The organism is Vibrio sp. bablab_jr001, assembly GCF_016464285.1.
GTDB lineage: Bacteria > Pseudomonadota > Gammaproteobacteria > Enterobacterales > Vibrionaceae > Vibrio > Vibrio fluvialis.
In genome coordinates, this window is sequence record NZ_JACDWZ010000032.1 from 81,265 (window position 1) to 96,975 (window position 15,711).

A 15,711-nucleotide genomic window follows, 5' to 3' on the forward strand; every position below is an offset into this window, starting at 1 on the left:
GCGTATGCTGACCTCTTTATTGTAAAGCGAATTACGATTTTTTGCGTACATGAGGTGCGGCTTTATCCAGTACCCCGTTCACAAATTTGTGGCTGTCTTCTGCAGCGAAAACTTTAGCCAGTTCAATCGCTTCGTTAATCACAACTTTGTAAGGTACATCTTCACGACGCGTCATTTCGTACATTGCAAGGCGAAGCAGAGCAAGCTCCATCATATCCAGGTCTTGCATTGGACGAGACACGAACGGACGTAATTTACTGTCTAGCTCTGTGTGGTTAAGCACTACACCCGCTAAAAGATCACGGAAGTATGCAACGTCAGTCTCTGGAGCAGCAAGTGCTGGTTCAGACGCATGATGCTCTTCTTCATCATACTTACCACCTGATAAGAATTGCTCTTCAATAGTCGCAACATTATCTTTAGTAATTTGCCACGAATAAATAGCTTGTAGCGCAAATTGACGTGCATTACGACGTGCGGCTGGTTTCACACTGGCCCCCATTAGGAATCAATTTCAGAAAGAACGTTAATCATCTCAAGTGCGCTCAGTGCAGCTTCTGCACCTTTATTACCAGCCTTGGTTCCTGCGCGTTCAATAGCTTGATCGATTGTATCAACAGTCAGAACACCAAATGCTACCGGAATGCTGAATTCCATAGACACTTGTGCCAGACCTTTATTCATTTCACTACAAACATAGTCAAAGTGAGGCGTACCACCACGAATTACTGAACCTAGTGACACGATAGCGTCGAATTTACCGGTTTTAGCAACACGTTGCGCAGTCAGAGGAAGCTCTACTGCACCTGGGCAACGAACGACAGTGATGTTTTCGTCGCTTACTTGGCCGTGACGTTTCAGAGTGTCGATGGCACCAGACAGCAGACTTTCGTTAATAAAACTGTTGAAACGAGAAATCACAATCGCAACTTTTGCATTTGGTGCAGGGAAACCACCTTCGATCACTTTCATAAGCTTTCCTTTAACTCTGTTCATCAAGTGAGAATCGCCGGATTCTAGCACAAATTTGTGAGCGATATCTAATGGAAATTTGACACGCTATTTGCATACCAGCAAGCGGCTCAACCTGAGAACAGCATTGAATCTGAATTATTAATAAAGCACAGCGACTTGCCGCTCAGGCCGAGCGGCAAGCTGTAGAGGATTATTCGCAGACGTATTCGACCACATTGAGGCCAAAACCGCCTAGCGCATGGTATTTCTTGTTGGCAGACGATAGCAGACGCATATCACTGACACCTAAGTCCGCCAGAATCTGCGAACCAACGCCAACACGGCGTGATGTGCCCTGCTTTTTGGCCATCGCTGGCGCTTCGCCTTTGTCTTGCTGTTCAAACATTTTCACGCGATGCAGCAGCAGCTCAGATGACTCTTCGTTCCCCAGAATGACCAACACGCCGCCTTCCTTGCCAATGCGTTTCATCGCTTTGTCCAAAGTCCAGCTACGCTCAGCGCTGCGATCACTGCGCAACAGGTCAGTAAAGGTGTCTTGCAGATGCACGCGCACTAAAGGAGTCTGAGTTTTCGGATCGCCTTTTTTCAGCGCAAAGTGAATTTGGTTATCGATCACATCGCGGTAGGTCACCAGTTCAAACTCACCATACTCAGTGGGTAGTTTGCACTGCGCAACACGTTCAATTGTGGTTTCTGTGTTGTTGCGGTACTCAATCAGATCCGCAATGGTACCCAGTTTGATGTCATGTTTTTCAGCAAACACTTCCAGATCCGGGCGACGCGCCATGGTGCCGTCATCATTAAGGATCTCAACAATCACAGACGCTGGCTCAAGACCTGCCAGACGAGCTAAGTCGCAGCCTGCTTCCGTATGGCCCGCGCGAGTCAGTACGCCACCATCCTGTGCCGCCAGCGGAAAAATGTGTCCCGGCTGCACAAGGTCCGATGCTTTGGCATCTTTCGCCACCGCCGCCTGCACAGTGCGCGCGCGGTCTGCAGCCGAAATGCCCGTGGTTACACCTTCAGCCGCTTCAATCGACACGGTGAAGTTGGTGGTGTATTGCGCGTTGTTATCCTGAACCATTGGTGGCAAACCTAAATTACGGCAGCGTTCCTTGGTCATTGTCAGACAAATCAGGCCACGCCCATGGGTCGCCATAAAGTTAATAGCGGCTGGGGTAATATGCTCAGCGGCCATGATCAGGTCGCCTTCGTTTTCACGGTCTTCATCATCCATCAGGATGACCATTTTACCTTGGCGAATATCATCGATAATTTCTTGAGGCGTACTAATTGGCATGATTCTCGTCCTATTTTCAGGCACGCACACTGGTGTCAGTGTTACGCGAAACCATTTTGTTGTAAGAATTCCATTGTAATGCGTGACTCTGGCTGTTCATCACGTCCGCCATTCAGCAGACGCTCCAGATAGCGAGCCAGTACATCAACTTCCAGATTTACTTTGCGGCCAACCTGGAAATGATCGATTGTTGTTTCTTGTGTGGTGTGTGGCACGATGGTCAGCTTAAAGGCATTTTTGCGCAGATCATTAACCGTCAGGCTGATGCCATCGACAGTAATGGATCCCTTTTCAGCCACGTACTTGCTCAGTTCCGCTGGCATGGCAACCCAGAGTTCGATCGCACGACCAACCGGGTTACGCTCAACGATTTCACCGACGCCATCCACATGACCAGACACAATGTGGCCACCAAAACGCGTGGTGGGCAACATGGCTTTTTCCAGATTGACTTTATCGCCCACTTTGTAGTCGGCAAAGCCGGATTTTTTCAGTGTTTCCAGAGATAAATCAGCGCTATAGCTGTGCGAGTTAAACTCAACGACGGTCAAACACACGCCGTTGGTTGCAATACTGTCACCAAGTTTTACATCGCCCATATCCAGTTTGCCCGCATCGACCGAGATGGTGATGTCCTCGCCTTTTGGCGTAATCGCCGTCAGCGTACCGACAGCTTCGACAATTCCAGTAAACATAGTTTATTCATCTTTCAGTTCAGGCGTCGCCACGACGCGAATATCCGGGCCAACCATTCGGCAATCCTGAATATTGAGATTCAGAACCTGCTGCATATCGCTCAGCCCTAAAGCACCAAACAAGCCGCGTCCGTCGCTGCCCATGATTTTCGGTGCCAGATACAAAATCAGTTCATCCACCAGTTGTTTCTCAAGCAGAGACTTGGCCAGCGTCGCGCCAGCCTCTACCCAAATATGGTTGATGTTATGGTGCTTAGCCAGATCAGCCAGTGTCTCAGCCAGGTTCAGTTGCTCATGCTCATCAAGTGCAACACAGACATCAGCTTGCTCACCCGCGACACGAATCACGGCCCCATCATGAGCATACAGCTTGAGGTCGCCATGCAATTGGTGTTGGCGATCAAGGATGACACGTATCGGCTGGCGCAGATTTTCCTGCAGATACTCAGCCTGTACGCCAGTTGGCAACTCCGCCCAACGCACGCTCAGCGACGCGTTATCAGCCAGTACGGTCTGACTGGTCGACAGCACCGCTCCTGCTTTCGCACGGTAAGCCTGCACATCCTGGCGAGCCGGCTTTGACGTAATCCACTGGCTGCGGCCATTGGCCAGTGCCGTTTGACCGTCCAGACTGGCGGCCATTTTCAGTTGTACAAATGGCATACCGGTTTTCATGCGTTTGATAAACGCAGGATTGAGCGCCTGCGCATCGGCTTCAAGCAGACCAACCTGCACATCAATTCCGGCATCACGCAACATCTGAATGCCACGCCCGGAGACTTGCGGATTGGGGTCTTGCATCGCGCAAACCACTCGCGCCACGCCCGCTTTAATCAGGCCTTCTGCACAAGGAGGCGTGCGACCATAATGGGAACACGGTTCGAGCGTAACATACGCCGTTGCACCAACCGACTTCTCGCCCGCCATACGCAGCGCATGTACTTCAGCGTGTGGCTCACCCGCGCGAAAGTGGAAACCTTCGCCAACGATGGACTCGCCCTGGGTAATCACGCAGCCGACATTCGGATTGGGCGCCGTTGTGAAACGCCCGCGCTGAGCCAGTTTGATCGCGCGGGACATCATTTGATAATCAAAAGAGGTAAATGTAGGCATAGTCAGATAATGATCAATCTTCGAGTTTGGCAATCTCTTCGCCAAATTCCCGCACGTCTTCAAAGCTGCGGTAAACGGAGGCGAAACGAATATAAGCAACTTTATCCAGCTCTTTGAGCTGTTCCATCACCAGATTACCGATAAGCTTGCTCGGAACTTCACGTTCCCCCGTCGCTCGAAGCTTCGATTTGATGGTGCTGATGGCCAGTTCAATCGCATCGGCACTCACCGGGCGTTTTTCCAGTGCGCGTTGCAGACCACCAATCATTTTATCTTCATCGAACGGTTCACGGTTTCCGTTGGATTTAATCACCCTTGGCATCACCAGCTCCGCGGTTTCAAAGGTGGTAAAGCGTTCATTGCAAGCCAGACATTGACGGCGACGGCGCACTTGATGGCCATCGGCAACCAAACGTGAGTCGATCACTTTTGTATCGTTCTCAGAACAAAAAGGACAATGCATATCACCTCCATAGCAAGGCGTTCAGTGTACCGGAATTAGTTTGGCGAAGAAAAGGAAAAGGGGCGGATTCGCCCCTTTTCTCGACAACTTACGCTTATTTTGTTAACTACGTGACAAGTAGTTCGCTTTACCTACCCACTTGTAGCTGGTCAGCTCTTCCAGTCCCATCGGGCCGCGAGCATGCAGTTTCTGGGTTGATACCGCCACTTCGGCGCCCAAGCCAAACTGCGCGCCGTCAGTAAAGCGCGTCGATGCATTGACATACACCGCCGCAGAGCCTGCCGAGTTGATGAAACGTTCAGCGTTCACCAAGCTGTTGGTCATGATGGCATCGGAGTGACTGGCGTTGTGCTCGCGCATGTGGTCAATCGCTTCGTTAACGTCACGCACCACTTTGACGCCCAATGTGTAGCTGAGCCATTCGGTATCAAAATCACCCGCCTGAGCATCACGAAGTTCAGTCGCCGCGCTCATCAGCGCTTTTGCTTTTGGCTCAGCAACAAAGGTCACTTTGCCGTTGAGTTTTGCCACCAGTTTTTCCAGCAGTGGCTGAGCAATCGCTTCATGCACCAGCAGCGTATCCAATGCATTACACGCCGACGGACGTTGTACTTTGGCGTTCTCAATCACGTCCACCGATTTATCCAGGTCGGCACTCTCATCAACGAAAATATGGCTGATACCAAACCCGCCGATGATGACCGGAATCGAGCTGTTTTCTTTACACATTTTGTGTAGACCCGCACCACCACGCGGAATAATCATATCCACGTAATCGTCCAGTTTCAGCAATTGCGTCACCAGTTCACGATCCGGCTTTTCGATGTACTGCACGGAGGCCGCAGGTAATTGTGCTTTTTCCAATGCGGACTGAATCACTTTGACCAGTTCCATGTTGGAGAAGAAGGTTTCTTTGCCGCCACGCAGAATCGACGCGTTACCGGTTTTCAGGCACAGCGCGGCAATATCGATAGTGACGTTTGGACGCGCTTCGTAAATCACTCCGACCACACCAAGTGGCACGCGACGACGCGACAGCGACATACCGTTTTCCAGCACTTTGCTGTCGATTTCGCTGCCCACCGGGTCGTTGAGGCTGATCACGTTACGCACATCGTTGGCAATCGCGTTCAGACGCGATTCATTCAGCAACAGTCGGTCCAGCAACGCATCGGTCAGGCCCGCTTCGCGGCCCAGCTGAATGTCTTTGGCGTTTGCCGCCAGAATCTGTGCTGCGTTCGCTTCCAGCTCATCAGCAATGATCGCCAGAGCTTGGTTTTTCTGCGCCGTCGAGGCGGTGGCGAGTTGAAAAGCGGCGTCTTTAGCCGCTTTTCCCATTAAGGTTAAATCCACTTTCTCTCTCCCTACTCCTGGATCACGACCATGTCGTCGCGGTGAATCACTTCGGAGCCATAATCGTAGCCCAGAATATCGATAATCACTTTGCTGTGTTTGCCAGCAATTTTAGCCAGATCGTGACTAGAATAAGCAGCAATGCCGCGAGCCACTAAATGGCCATGGCCGTTGGTCACACGCACCACTTCGCCACGGGAAAATTCCCCCTGCACACGTACCACGCCTTTGGCCAGCAAACTGCTGCCTTTGGTCATCACCGCGCGTACCGCACCCTCATCAATAAAGATGTCACCTGAAGCTGCAGGCCCCGCCAGAATCCAGCGTTTACGGTTTTCGAGCGCTTCTTCCAATGGCAGGAAGCGCGTGCCTTGTGGCGTTTCGCTCAGCGAATCAAAGATCACGTTCGGCGCTCGGCCCGCTGCAATAATCACTTCGATGCCAGCGCGGCGTGCAATATCAGCTGCCTGTAACTTGGTCGCCATACCGCCAGTGCCCAGTGTCGTGCCACTGCCGCCAGCAATTTTACGCAAGGTGTCATCAATGGTTTTGACTTCTTTAATCAGCTCAGCATTGGGGTCTTTGCGAGGATCGGCGGTAAACAAACCTTTCTGGTCAGTCAGCAGCAATAATTTGTCTGCACCACATAAAATACCCACCAGCGCTGACAAGTTATCGTTGTCACCGACTTTGATTTCGTTGGTCGCCACCGCATCGTTTTCATTGACGATAGGAATGATGTCATTGGCTACCAAGGCATTGATGGTGTCACGCGCATTAAGAAAACGCTCACGGTCTTCCAGATCAGCACGGGTCAGCAGAATCTGACCAATTTTGATGCCGTAGATGGAAAAGAGCGATTCCCAAGCCTGAATCAACTGACTTTGCCCCACGGCTGCCAGCAGTTGTTTGCTGGAGATCGCGTTGGGCAGTGCGGGGTAACCAAGATGTTCACGGCCTGCTGCAATAGCACCAGACGACACGATCACGACTGAGTGACCTTGTTTTTTCAGCTCAGCACATTGACGCGCCAATTCGACCATATGCGCACGGTCGAGCGCCAACGTACCACCGGTAAGAACACTGGTTCCTAGTTTCACGATGACAGTTTGTGAAACTTTTCCGCTTTGTTGATTCGTTTTCATGATTTCTTCTGTGATGGAAAACATTTAAGAGAGGATGTTTTAGCAATCAACTGCGTAATGCACAAGCAGAAAAAGGTGCTAAAAAGCACCTTTTTGATTCACTGGTCAATCAGACGGGTAAAACTAGACGAATTCGATTGACTGATCGTGGAAAGATAACGACAGAGCGAAACGTTCTTTTAACGTTTTCTCTAACTTTTTATGAAATTCTTCCTGGGTTCGATTGACTTCCGGTAGCGCATGCTCGGGCAGCTTATCGGTATCCCATTCCCCGGCTAGGTTGTATCGTCCGATATGATACTTAGCCTCAAACCCCTCTGACGTCGGACTCAGTTCCATCCACCATCCCCAGAATTCACGTTTCTCTGGCGATTTTTTATCGTTTACACAAAATGCAAGGCAATCAAACAGATAGAACCCTTCTTTGCACTGTCCTTCGCGCAAATAAGGACCAATAGCTTTCATTGCTGACAACAAACGATAATGGGTAGGACTTTTCGTCACCTCTGACATATTGACTCTCCGTTTCAATGTTAAGAATGACTATTATTTTTAATAATCATATGTTTAAAAAACATACATTCATCACTCTTAACTAAATTAGGGCAAATGTCACCTACAGAGTTCGTCTTCCAGCCAGTTTATCGCTAAATCGAGGGATTGCTCATATCCTTGTGTAATTGTCTTACTCTTAATTTGCTTCGCTTTTCCGCCCTGACTAAAGATCGCCACCAGTTGGTTATCGCTGTACGGCGACACCGGATCGCCTTCCAGCCCCATAGCGAGAATCGGCACTTTGGTGCGACGACTGGACAGGAAGCCCTGTACTTTCAGCGACCAGGCCATCATCTGCCCGGACAGGCTGTCGATATCCACGGCAGATTTGCCAAGGCGCGATGCCAGGACATCCAGATACATTTTGGTCATCAGCTTCATCTTGTTCGGTGAAACCAATACGTCATGAATTGGCGCTCCCAACGACACACAGGCGCGAATGCGTTCCGGCTCAAGAAACGAGAGGCGAACCATCGCATTGCCGCCAAAACGAAAGCCGACCAGCCCGACACGGAAATGGTCTACCCATGGTAGTGTATTCAGCTGATTCAGTACGGCCTGATGCAGACATGAGGAATCTTCCGTGAGCGCCCAGTGCGAGCTGTGACCAACAGAAGGCATATCTATGGTCAGCATGGCGATATCACGCTTAACCAGAAAATCGCGGAACAAGCGCCACATATCGGTCTGCAGGCTATCGAGCCCGGCACTGACGATCACCACAGGTTGCGGCTTCTCGGTATTGGAAAGGTGCAGGTGACCGACAATTTTTTTGTTCTGATACGGAAACTCGAGACGTTTGACCACGTATTTGGTCAGATTCGACGCTTCGGTGTACGCGTTATTGGCCAAGACCTGAGCCTGAATCGACAGGTTGTCATTTTTCAGATGCGGATAACCGGCAATACTGAAACAGAGCGATGCGGCGAACATTTCATCAGCGGCCTCTTCCCCCTGCTTTTGCGACGCGCGCGCCTGATGGCGCATGCCCAACTTCGTCCATTCGTACGCCCAGTTACCACTGCGATACCCCATTACCGTATCCAGCCAACGCTCCTCAGTACGGGAGTGTTTCGAAGAAGCAATACGGGCCAGAACTTCTTCTTGTTCAACCGGGTCAATCCCCTGCCAGGCCCATTGCAGACGGCGCAAGTTACGATACCAGGCGTAGCCATCCTGCTCTTTCTTCTGTTCGAGGAAATCCTGACTGCTTGGCATGTATTGGGTGAGAGAGGACGTTTCTTTGGCTTGTTTGTGCTTTTGGAACAAAGTCTCAGAAAGGTTTTTACTGATTTCTTCAGACATAACGCGTCTCTGTTAAGAGGAATGGCCTAATAGTAATAAAAAAAATGGCCCTATACAGGGCCATTATCAAATAAAGTTGAGAATCACGGTTTATTTTTGTTTACGGTTGACGGGTTCAACGTAAGACAACACCATGTCCCAAGGCTGTTCAATCCAAGTATCTTGCGGGATATCAACAACGTACTGATCCACCAGATCACGACCCGCAGGCTTCGCGCATACGGTCACAAACTTGGCTTTCGGGTACATTTCACGAATTTTACGTGCAGTATCACCACTGTCTACCAGGTCATCAACAATCAGGAAACCTTCGCCATCGTGTTCAGGCGCTTTCAGAACGCTCATGTCACGCTGATGATCGTGGTCGTAGCTCGAGATACATACAGTATCCACGTAACGAATACCCAGTTCGCGAGCCAGAATCGCTGCTGGTACCAGGCCACCACGGCTTACACCCAGGATACCTTTCCATTGTTCTGCAGGCATTTGAAGTTCAGCCAGTTCACGGCAGTACTTCTGCATATTGTCCCAAGTGATAACGAATTTTCTACTCATTGTTATAGACCTAAAGTTTGGAAATGTTTTTTGCCAGTGTTACGCGGCAAGAATGTATTTGACTGCAAAGATGATCGCCATCACCCAGACGCTGAGTGATACGTTGCGACCTTTACCACTCAGAAGCTTAATCAGCGCGTACGCGATGAAGCCCATTGAAATACCTTCTGCAATTGAGAAAGTCAGAGGCATCAGAAGACAGGTTACCACCGTCGGGGCCGCTTCTGTCAGATCACGCCAGTCAATGCTGACCAGGCCTGAAAGCATCAGAATTGCGACATAGAACAGCGCACCTGATGTTGCGTAGGCTGGGATCATACCCGCTAATGGCGAGAAGAATAATGCAAGTAGGAACAAAATACCAACCACAACTGCGGTCAGGCCGGTACGGCCACCCGCCGCGACACCAGACACACTTTCTACGTAAGAAGTGGTGTTTGACGTACCCAGCAGAGCACCCACAGAAGTCGCGGTTGAGTCAGCCAGCAGCGCGCGGTTCAGACGTGGAATCTTGCCGTCTTCACCAATAAGGCCCGCTTTCGTTGCCACACCAACCAACGTACCCGCCGTATCAAACAGGTCAACGAACAGGAAGGCAAACACGACTGAAATCATGCCCACTTCAAACACAGAAGAGAAATCCAGTTGCATGAACGTCGGCGCGATGCTTGGCGGAGCCGACATCACGCCGCCCCACTGCACGTCACCGAAAATCAGGCCCAGAGCGGTGATCGACAGAATGGCAATCATTACCGCGCCTTTCACGCCGCGGTGTACCAACGCGATGGTCAGGAAGAAGCCCAGAGCTCCCAGTACCGCAGGCAGAGAAGTAATCGCACCCAGAGAAACCAGAGTCGCTGGGTTGTCTACCACGATACCGGCATTTTTCAGCGCGATGAACGCCAGGAACAGACCGATACCCGCAGAGATACCCGTTCTGAGTGACATTGGAATCGAGTTAATGATCCACTCACGAATCTTAAACAGGCTCAGCAGGATGAACAGCACACCTGAGCAGAATACCGCCGCCAGTGCCACCTGCCAGGTGTAACCCATGCCCAGCACAACCACATAAGTGAAGAATGCGTTCAGGCCCATACCCGGAGCTTGTGCAATTGGGTAGTTCGCGATCAGACCCATGATGAAACAGCCAACCGCCGCTGCCAGACAGGTAGCAACAAAGACTGCACCACGATCCATTCCGGCATCTGAAAGAATCGCTGGGTTAACGAAAATAATGTATGCCATTGTCAGGAAGGTGGTGACCCCTGCAATGATCTCAGTGCGCACGTTGGTGCCATTTTCACTGAGTTTGAATAGCCTTTCCAGCATGTTCGAATCCTAATAAAGGTAAAAAGTAAACGGTTGCGTAATCGATTGGGCGCAGATTATAAAGTTATCAAATCACAAATTCCAGACGGAATTTGCATCGATTTTGCAGAAACTAAGAAAGAACTATGCACGGTTACACATAAATGGCAGGCGTTTCGACTAGAAATTAACCGACTTGAATGAGAGTTCAGAAATGAGAACAACCTCTCCCTTTTGCTTGGCTGCACATCAGAGAGAGGTTGTGAATATCAGAAGCGTACCATCGACTGGATTAGGAATTCATCACCTTATTAGGCAACCAGGTGACCAGATCAGGGAACAGCATACAGATCACCAAGACCACAAATTGCACCATGATGAATGGGGTGACGGATTTATACAGATCCATCATCGTGACCCCTTTCGGCGCGATGCCTTTGAGGTAGAACAGCGCAAACCCGTAGGGCGGCGTCTGCACCGCAATCACAATGTTGAGAATCATCAATACGCCGAACCAGATGGGGTCATAGCCGAGCGACACCGCCACCGGAGTAAATATCGGCGCGCACATCAGCACAATAATGAATTCATCAATGATAAAACCGAGCAGCAGCATAATGACCTGGAACATCATGATGATCACAATCGGCGGCAGATCGAGATTCTGAGTAAAGCCCGAGACCATGCCCTGAATACCCATCAACAGATGGAAATTACTGAACACCGACGCCCCGAGAATAATCCACATCGCGACACTCACCAGCATGGCGGTTTGCATGCCCGAACGCATCAGCAGTTCCGGCTTAAAACGCTTAAACAGAATCGAGAGCAGAATCGCGCCCATCACGCCCAGCGCGCCGGATTCGGTCGGCGTCGCAATCCCGGCAATGATGCTGCCGAGAACCACCACAATCAGAGCAAATGATGAAGCACCATCACGAATGGTTTTAAACAGCTCATAGCCTTTAGGCACTTCGATGTCATTATCGATATCCATCGGCGCACGTTCCGGACGCAGCTTACAGCTGATCACCACATAACTTATTAGCAGCACGATGGTAATCAGCGCGGGTACCATGGCGCCGAGAAACATCTTGCCGACCGAGTTCTGAGTGGACGACGCGAACATGATCATCGGAATGCTCGGCGGAATCAGAATGCCCAGTGAGCCGCCCGCCATAATAACCCCAAGCGCCAGCTTCTTATCGTAGCCACGTTCAAGCATAGGTTTGAGCGCAATCGAGCTCGAGGTCATGATGCCCGCACCAATGATCCCTACCATGGCGCCGATCATCGAACATACGCCGATCACGCTGATCGCCAGCGATCCGCGCACACGACCGATCGCCAGTTGACTGGCATTAAACATGGCATCGCCGATCCCGGAACGCGTCAAAATCTGTCCCATGTAGATATAGAGCGGGATCGCCAGCAAAATAAAGTTAAAGAAGGTGCTCTCGACAGTAGTCGGAATAATATTAAACAGCGACTCCCCCCACACCAGATAACCGACACCCATCGCGATTCCACCCAGCGCCAGACCAACCTGGGCACCAAGAACGAACGCGGTCAGGATACAACCCAACAGAAGCAGGGTTAACATCTCAATTCCCATTTGGGCTCTCCTTGTCAAAAACGGAATCCAGCTGGTCGTTATCGACCTTAAATGGCTGCTCAGTCAGATTGACGTGCTGGTGAACCTCACCATTCAATTCGCGGCCTTTGATCAAAAAGAACAGATTGGCAATCAGCTCCGTAGAATACTGGGCAATAAAAATCACCGCAGAGACAGTAATCATCAGCCAGAAGTGATGCATGGCCGGGGCCCATTCACTCTGGGTTTTGTAGTTAAATTCGACACTTTCGATGAACATGCCGCCACAGGTTTTTGCCATCACGGCCAAGAAGCCCATCGCCAGAATGCTGGTCAGTACATCAAAAATGCGGCGTGTTTTTTCCGACACTTTGGCGTGAATAATATCGACGTTGATGTGCGCTTCGCGTTGCTGAGCATACGCGCCGCCTAATGCCGCAATGTAGCCAAACAAAAACAGCGATGTGTCATAGCCCCAGATGGTCGGGCGGTTCAGCACGTAACGGGCAAACACTTCGTAGAATACGATCACGGCAAGCACGGGAAGCAAATACGACACTGAGCGTCCAATCAGACTGACGACGTATTTCGTGAACTGGCAATACCTCAGTAAAATGGCTTCAAGCATAGAAATCTCCCTATAAAAACAGGCGAACCCAAACGGGTTCACCTGCGTCGTCCATTATTGTTGCTCGAGAATATCCACCAGCTGCTTCGAGTACTTGTCTTCCGCTGCGTACTCTTTCGCCAGTGACATACCCGCTTCTTTCCACGCTTTCAGATCCGCTTCTGAAGGCTGCGGGCTCCATTGGAGGCCTTTGGCCTCCATGTCTGCCACCGCTTGCGATTCCCACAGTTTTGATTTCGACATCTGTTCCTGAGCGTGCGCCGCCGTTGCCGCTTTCACGATTGCCTGCAAGTCAGCTGGCAGTTTGCTCCACTCTTTCTTATTAACAATGATTGGCAGAACCTGTGCGCCCGCCAGTGGTACCGGGTACATGTATTTCGCCACTTCAACGTGATTACCATCGCGGTGGTCAATCATGTTCGACCCGATAGATCCATCGATAACACCCGTCGCCAGCGAAGTGTAAATTTCGCTCCACGCCAGAGAAACCGGAGATGCACCCAGATTGCGCAGGAACTTGCCGTACGCGCCTGGCGCACGAATCTTCAGACCTTTGAAATCGGCAATCGAATTGATGGGCTGTTTGGTGATGATGTACACCGGTGGCTGAATGTAGGGATCCAGCCATTCGAGGCCTTGCGAACCGTACGCTTCTTTAAGAATTTTGCCCCAGCCTTTGTCGTGGAACAGTGTGGTCAGTTCAGCCACATCCGACGTACCGCCCGGCAGGCCGACTTCTACCACGCCCGCCGGGAATTCACCAGCATGCATTGGCTGAAACGGTGCACCCATAGTGATCAGACCCGATTTCACCGCATTCAGAATACCGCTGGTCCCGACGCCTTCACCGGAGTACAGCACCTGCACCGCAATGCGGCCGTTAGACATGGTCTCAATGTTTTTTGCCAGGTCTTCATACACCTCACCAAACGCGGTGCCACGGCCGTATAAGTTCGCGAAACGCCAGTTGTACTGCGCGGCCATGGTCGCGGTCGAACACATCAGTGCACTTACCCCGACAGCCGCGGCCAGAACGGCTTTCGCCAGCTTGGTTCCCTTTACACTTAACATAGAAATTCCTCTTCCTGCATCGTTACACTTTTGTTATTGATTTGTTTCCCAACTCAATATGAAGAACGGAAAAGGAATGCGATAGTGCCAGTCGCGAAGTTGTTATGGTACCAGCCAGGCTCGCCGTTCTGGTACCAACGTTTGTGACCAACTGGTACTCAGTGCGACCCACTTTTTGTGTCTAACATGCAATCAACAGCCTACAAAAGAGACACAAATATGGAGCACATTGTTAACAAAACTCTGCTGAATGCGACCTGCGCCGCCAGTGATGACGCGATTGCGGTACTCAACCCCGCCACCGATGAGATTCTGGCCTACATTCCGTCGCTGGATACGCAAACCATTCATGAACTGATTGCCCGTTCGAAACAGGCACAGCTTGTTTGGCAGGAAAAAAGTGCAGCTGAGCGCTCAGTGATTCTCAAGCGTTGGTACGACTTGATGCTGGATAACGCCGACGATCTGGCACGCATCATGACACTCGAACAGGGTAAACCTCTGGCTGAAGCCAAAGGGGAAGTGATGTACGGCGCCTCATTCATTCAGTGGTTTGCCGAAGAAGGCAAACGTACCTATGGCGATACCATTCCGTCACCGGCTGGTAATAAACGTCTGCTGACCGTGAAACAACCGATTGGTGTCGCCGCCGCCATCACGCCATGGAACTTCCCGATTGCGATGATCACCCGCAAGGCCGCGCCTGCGCTGGCCGCTGGTTGCAGCTTCATCGTCAAGCCTGCCAACCAAACACCGCTGTCGGCTTATGCGACCGCCGAGCTGGCCTATCAGGCGGGGCTGCCTCAAGATCTGCTGATTGTGCTCAACAACCATTCATCGGTCGCGGTTGGCGATATTTTCTGCACCCATGAGGACATCAAAAAGCTGTCGTTCACCGGGTCGACTCAAGTGGGCCGTCACTTGATTACCCAATGCGCTGGCACCATCAAACGCACGTCGATGGAGCTGGGCGGCAACGCACCGTTTATCGTGTTTGATGACGCCGACATTGATGCCGCGGTGCAAGGGGCCATTGCTTCGAAATTCCGCAACGCCGGTCAAACCTGCGTGTGCGCCAACCGCTTCTATGTGCAGGATGCAGTGTATGACGAGTTCGTGACTAAATTTGTTGCCGCCGTCGCCGAGCTGAAAATGGGCAACGGCCTTGAAGCCGGCGTCAACATCGGTCCGCTGATTGACATCAAAGCCAAAAACAGTGTGCTCGGTTACATCAACACCGCGGTCGAACAAGGCGCCAGCATTGCGCTGGGTGGAAAATCGGCTGGCGGACTGTTTGTTGAGCCGACCGTACTGACCAACGTGACGCAGGAGATGGACATTGTCCAGACCGAGCTGTTTGGCCCGGTCGCGCCAATCGTACGTTTCTCTCATGATGAGGAACTGGTGAGCTGTGCCAATGACACCATTTATGGCCTCGCCAGCTACTTCTACACCAACAATATTCACCGCGCTTTCCACATCGCTGAAAAACTGGAATACGGCATGGTCGGTATCAACGAAGGGCTGATTTCCAACGAAGTCGCGCCATTTGGCGGCGTGAAGCAGTCCGGTTTTGGCCGCGAAGGCGCCAAACAAGGCATCGACGAATACCTCAACATCAAATACCTCTGCTTCGGTGGCTTTTAAG

Annotated in this window: 16 protein-coding genes; 1 reads left to right on the forward strand and 15 read right to left on the reverse strand. The window is 51.1% G+C overall.

The genetic code is table 11. The features are described 5' to 3' along the window. Positions 1–31: 31 nt before the first annotated feature. From nusB to JIG40_RS02440, 15 genes are all read right to left on the reverse strand, one after another. The gene (gene nusB / locus JIG40_RS02370; RefSeq protein WP_004724908.1) at positions 32–502 is read right to left on the reverse strand and encodes a transcription antitermination factor NusB; all 471 of its coding nucleotides are present in this window, start codon (positions 500–502) and stop codon (positions 32–34) included. Beyond that, complete coding sequence (gene ribE, locus JIG40_RS02375; RefSeq protein WP_004724909.1) at positions 502–972, reverse strand: 6,7-dimethyl-8-ribityllumazine synthase; 471 nt, start codon at positions 970–972, stop codon at positions 502–504. The genes nusB and ribE overlap by 1 nt, the downstream gene beginning before the upstream one ends. Positions 973–1,165: 193 nt before the next feature. Then, a complete protein-coding gene (gene ribBA / locus JIG40_RS02380) occupies positions 1,166–2,275 on the reverse strand; it encodes a bifunctional 3,4-dihydroxy-2-butanone-4-phosphate synthase/GTP cyclohydrolase II (protein WP_020431928.1) in 1,110 nt (369 codons plus the stop codon). Between the two features lie 41 nt (positions 2,276–2,316). Continuing rightward, entirely contained in the window at positions 2,317–2,970 is a 654-nt protein-coding gene (locus tag JIG40_RS02385; RefSeq protein ID WP_020331651.1) for a riboflavin synthase, read from the reverse strand. Between the two features lie 3 nt (positions 2,971–2,973). Next, positions 2,974–4,083 (reverse strand): bifunctional diaminohydroxyphosphoribosylaminopyrimidine deaminase/5-amino-6-(5-phosphoribosylamino)uracil reductase RibD, encoded by a 1,110-nt coding sequence (gene ribD, locus JIG40_RS02390; RefSeq protein WP_199464702.1) that lies wholly within the window; start codon positions 4,081–4,083, stop codon positions 2,974–2,976. A 13-nt stretch (positions 4,084–4,096) separates the two neighbouring features. Next, a complete protein-coding gene (nrdR, locus tag JIG40_RS02395; RefSeq protein WP_020331649.1) occupies positions 4,097–4,546 on the reverse strand; it encodes a transcriptional regulator NrdR in 450 nt (149 codons plus the stop codon). A 102-nt stretch (positions 4,547–4,648) separates the two neighbouring features. Beyond that, on the reverse strand, positions 4,649–5,899 hold the full coding sequence (locus JIG40_RS02400; protein WP_199464703.1) for a glutamate-5-semialdehyde dehydrogenase: 1,251 nt from the start codon (positions 5,897–5,899) through the stop codon (positions 4,649–4,651). 11 nt (positions 5,900–5,910) lie between these two features. Then, complete coding sequence (proB, locus tag JIG40_RS02405) at positions 5,911–7,044, reverse strand: glutamate 5-kinase (protein ID WP_038157346.1); 1,134 nt, start codon at positions 7,042–7,044, stop codon at positions 5,911–5,913. A gap of 123 nt (positions 7,045–7,167) precedes the next feature. Further along, complete coding sequence (crl, locus tag JIG40_RS02410; protein WP_020431937.1) at positions 7,168–7,557, reverse strand: sigma factor-binding protein Crl; 390 nt, start codon at positions 7,555–7,557, stop codon at positions 7,168–7,170. Between the two features lie 99 nt (positions 7,558–7,656). Further along, positions 7,657–8,904: an esterase FrsA gene (frsA, locus tag JIG40_RS02415; RefSeq protein ID WP_020331645.1), complete on the reverse strand. Its 1,248-nt coding sequence runs from the start codon at positions 8,902–8,904 to the stop codon at positions 7,657–7,659. Positions 8,905–8,994: 90 nt separating this feature from the next. After that, positions 8,995–9,459 carry a xanthine phosphoribosyltransferase gene (gene gpt, locus JIG40_RS02420; RefSeq protein ID WP_020331644.1) on the reverse strand — a complete coding sequence of 155 codons (465 nt, stop codon included), beginning with the start codon at positions 9,457–9,459 and terminating at the stop codon, positions 8,995–8,997. A 39-nt stretch (positions 9,460–9,498) separates the two neighbouring features. Next, a complete protein-coding gene (locus JIG40_RS02425; protein WP_020331643.1) occupies positions 9,499–10,791 on the reverse strand; it encodes an NCS2 family permease in 1,293 nt (430 codons plus the stop codon). 271 nt (positions 10,792–11,062) lie between these two features. Beyond that, complete coding sequence (locus tag JIG40_RS02430; RefSeq protein WP_020431940.1) at positions 11,063–12,385, reverse strand: TRAP transporter large permease subunit; 1,323 nt, start codon at positions 12,383–12,385, stop codon at positions 11,063–11,065. Beyond that, a complete protein-coding gene (locus tag JIG40_RS02435; protein WP_199464704.1) occupies positions 12,375–12,992 on the reverse strand; it encodes a TRAP transporter small permease in 618 nt (205 codons plus the stop codon). The genes JIG40_RS02430 and JIG40_RS02435 overlap by 11 nt, the downstream gene beginning before the upstream one ends. A gap of 54 nt (positions 12,993–13,046) precedes the next feature. Further along, a complete protein-coding gene (locus JIG40_RS02440) occupies positions 13,047–14,063 on the reverse strand; it encodes a TRAP transporter substrate-binding protein (RefSeq protein WP_020331640.1) in 1,017 nt (338 codons plus the stop codon). Positions 14,064–14,282: 219 nt separating this feature from the next. Between JIG40_RS02440 and JIG40_RS02445 the strand changes: the two genes are divergently transcribed. Further along, positions 14,283–15,710 carry an NAD-dependent succinate-semialdehyde dehydrogenase gene (locus JIG40_RS02445; protein ID WP_044363763.1) on the forward strand — a complete coding sequence of 476 codons (1,428 nt, stop codon included), beginning with the start codon at positions 14,283–14,285 and terminating at the stop codon, positions 15,708–15,710. Position 15,711: the final 1 nt, after the last annotated feature.

Bases quoted from the DNA above. Each gene is read 5' to 3' on its own strand.
- nusB (WP_004724908.1), bottom strand. From the start codon at position 502: ATGGGGGCCAGTGTGAAACCAGCCGCACGTCGTAATGCACGTCAATTT.
- ribE (WP_004724909.1), bottom strand. From the start codon at position 972: ATGAAAGTGATCGAAGGTGGTTTCCCTGCACCAAATGCAAAAGTTGCG.
- ribBA (WP_020431928.1), bottom strand. From the start codon at position 2,275: ATGCCAATTAGTACGCCTCAAGAAATTATCGATGATATTCGCCAAGGT.
- JIG40_RS02385 (WP_020331651.1), bottom strand. From the start codon at position 2,970: ATGTTTACTGGAATTGTCGAAGCTGTCGGTACGCTGACGGCGATTACG.
- ribD (WP_199464702.1), bottom strand. From the start codon at position 4,083: ATGCCTACATTTACCTCTTTTGATTATCAAATGATGTCCCGCGCGATC.
- nrdR (WP_020331649.1), bottom strand. From the start codon at position 4,546: ATGCATTGTCCTTTTTGTTCTGAGAACGATACAAAAGTGATCGACTCA.
- proB (WP_038157346.1), bottom strand. From the start codon at position 7,044: ATGAAAACGAATCAACAAAGCGGAAAAGTTTCACAAACTGTCATCGTG.
- crl (WP_020431937.1), bottom strand. From the start codon at position 7,557: ATGTCAGAGGTGACGAAAAGTCCTACCCATTATCGTTTGTTGTCAGCA.
- frsA (WP_020331645.1), bottom strand. From the start codon at position 8,904: ATGTCTGAAGAAATCAGTAAAAACCTTTCTGAGACTTTGTTCCAAAAG.
- gpt (WP_020331644.1), bottom strand. From the start codon at position 9,459: ATGAGTAGAAAATTCGTTATCACTTGGGACAATATGCAGAAGTACTGC.
- JIG40_RS02425 (WP_020331643.1), bottom strand. From the start codon at position 10,791: ATGCTGGAAAGGCTATTCAAACTCAGTGAAAATGGCACCAACGTGCGC.
- JIG40_RS02430 (WP_020431940.1), bottom strand. From the start codon at position 12,385: ATGGGAATTGAGATGTTAACCCTGCTTCTGTTGGGTTGTATCCTGACC.
- JIG40_RS02435 (WP_199464704.1), bottom strand. From the start codon at position 12,992: ATGCTTGAAGCCATTTTACTGAGGTATTGCCAGTTCACGAAATACGTC.
- JIG40_RS02440 (WP_020331640.1), bottom strand. From the start codon at position 14,063: ATGTTAAGTGTAAAGGGAACCAAGCTGGCGAAAGCCGTTCTGGCCGCG.
- JIG40_RS02445 (WP_044363763.1), top strand. From the start codon at position 14,283: ATGGAGCACATTGTTAACAAAACTCTGCTGAATGCGACCTGCGCCGCC.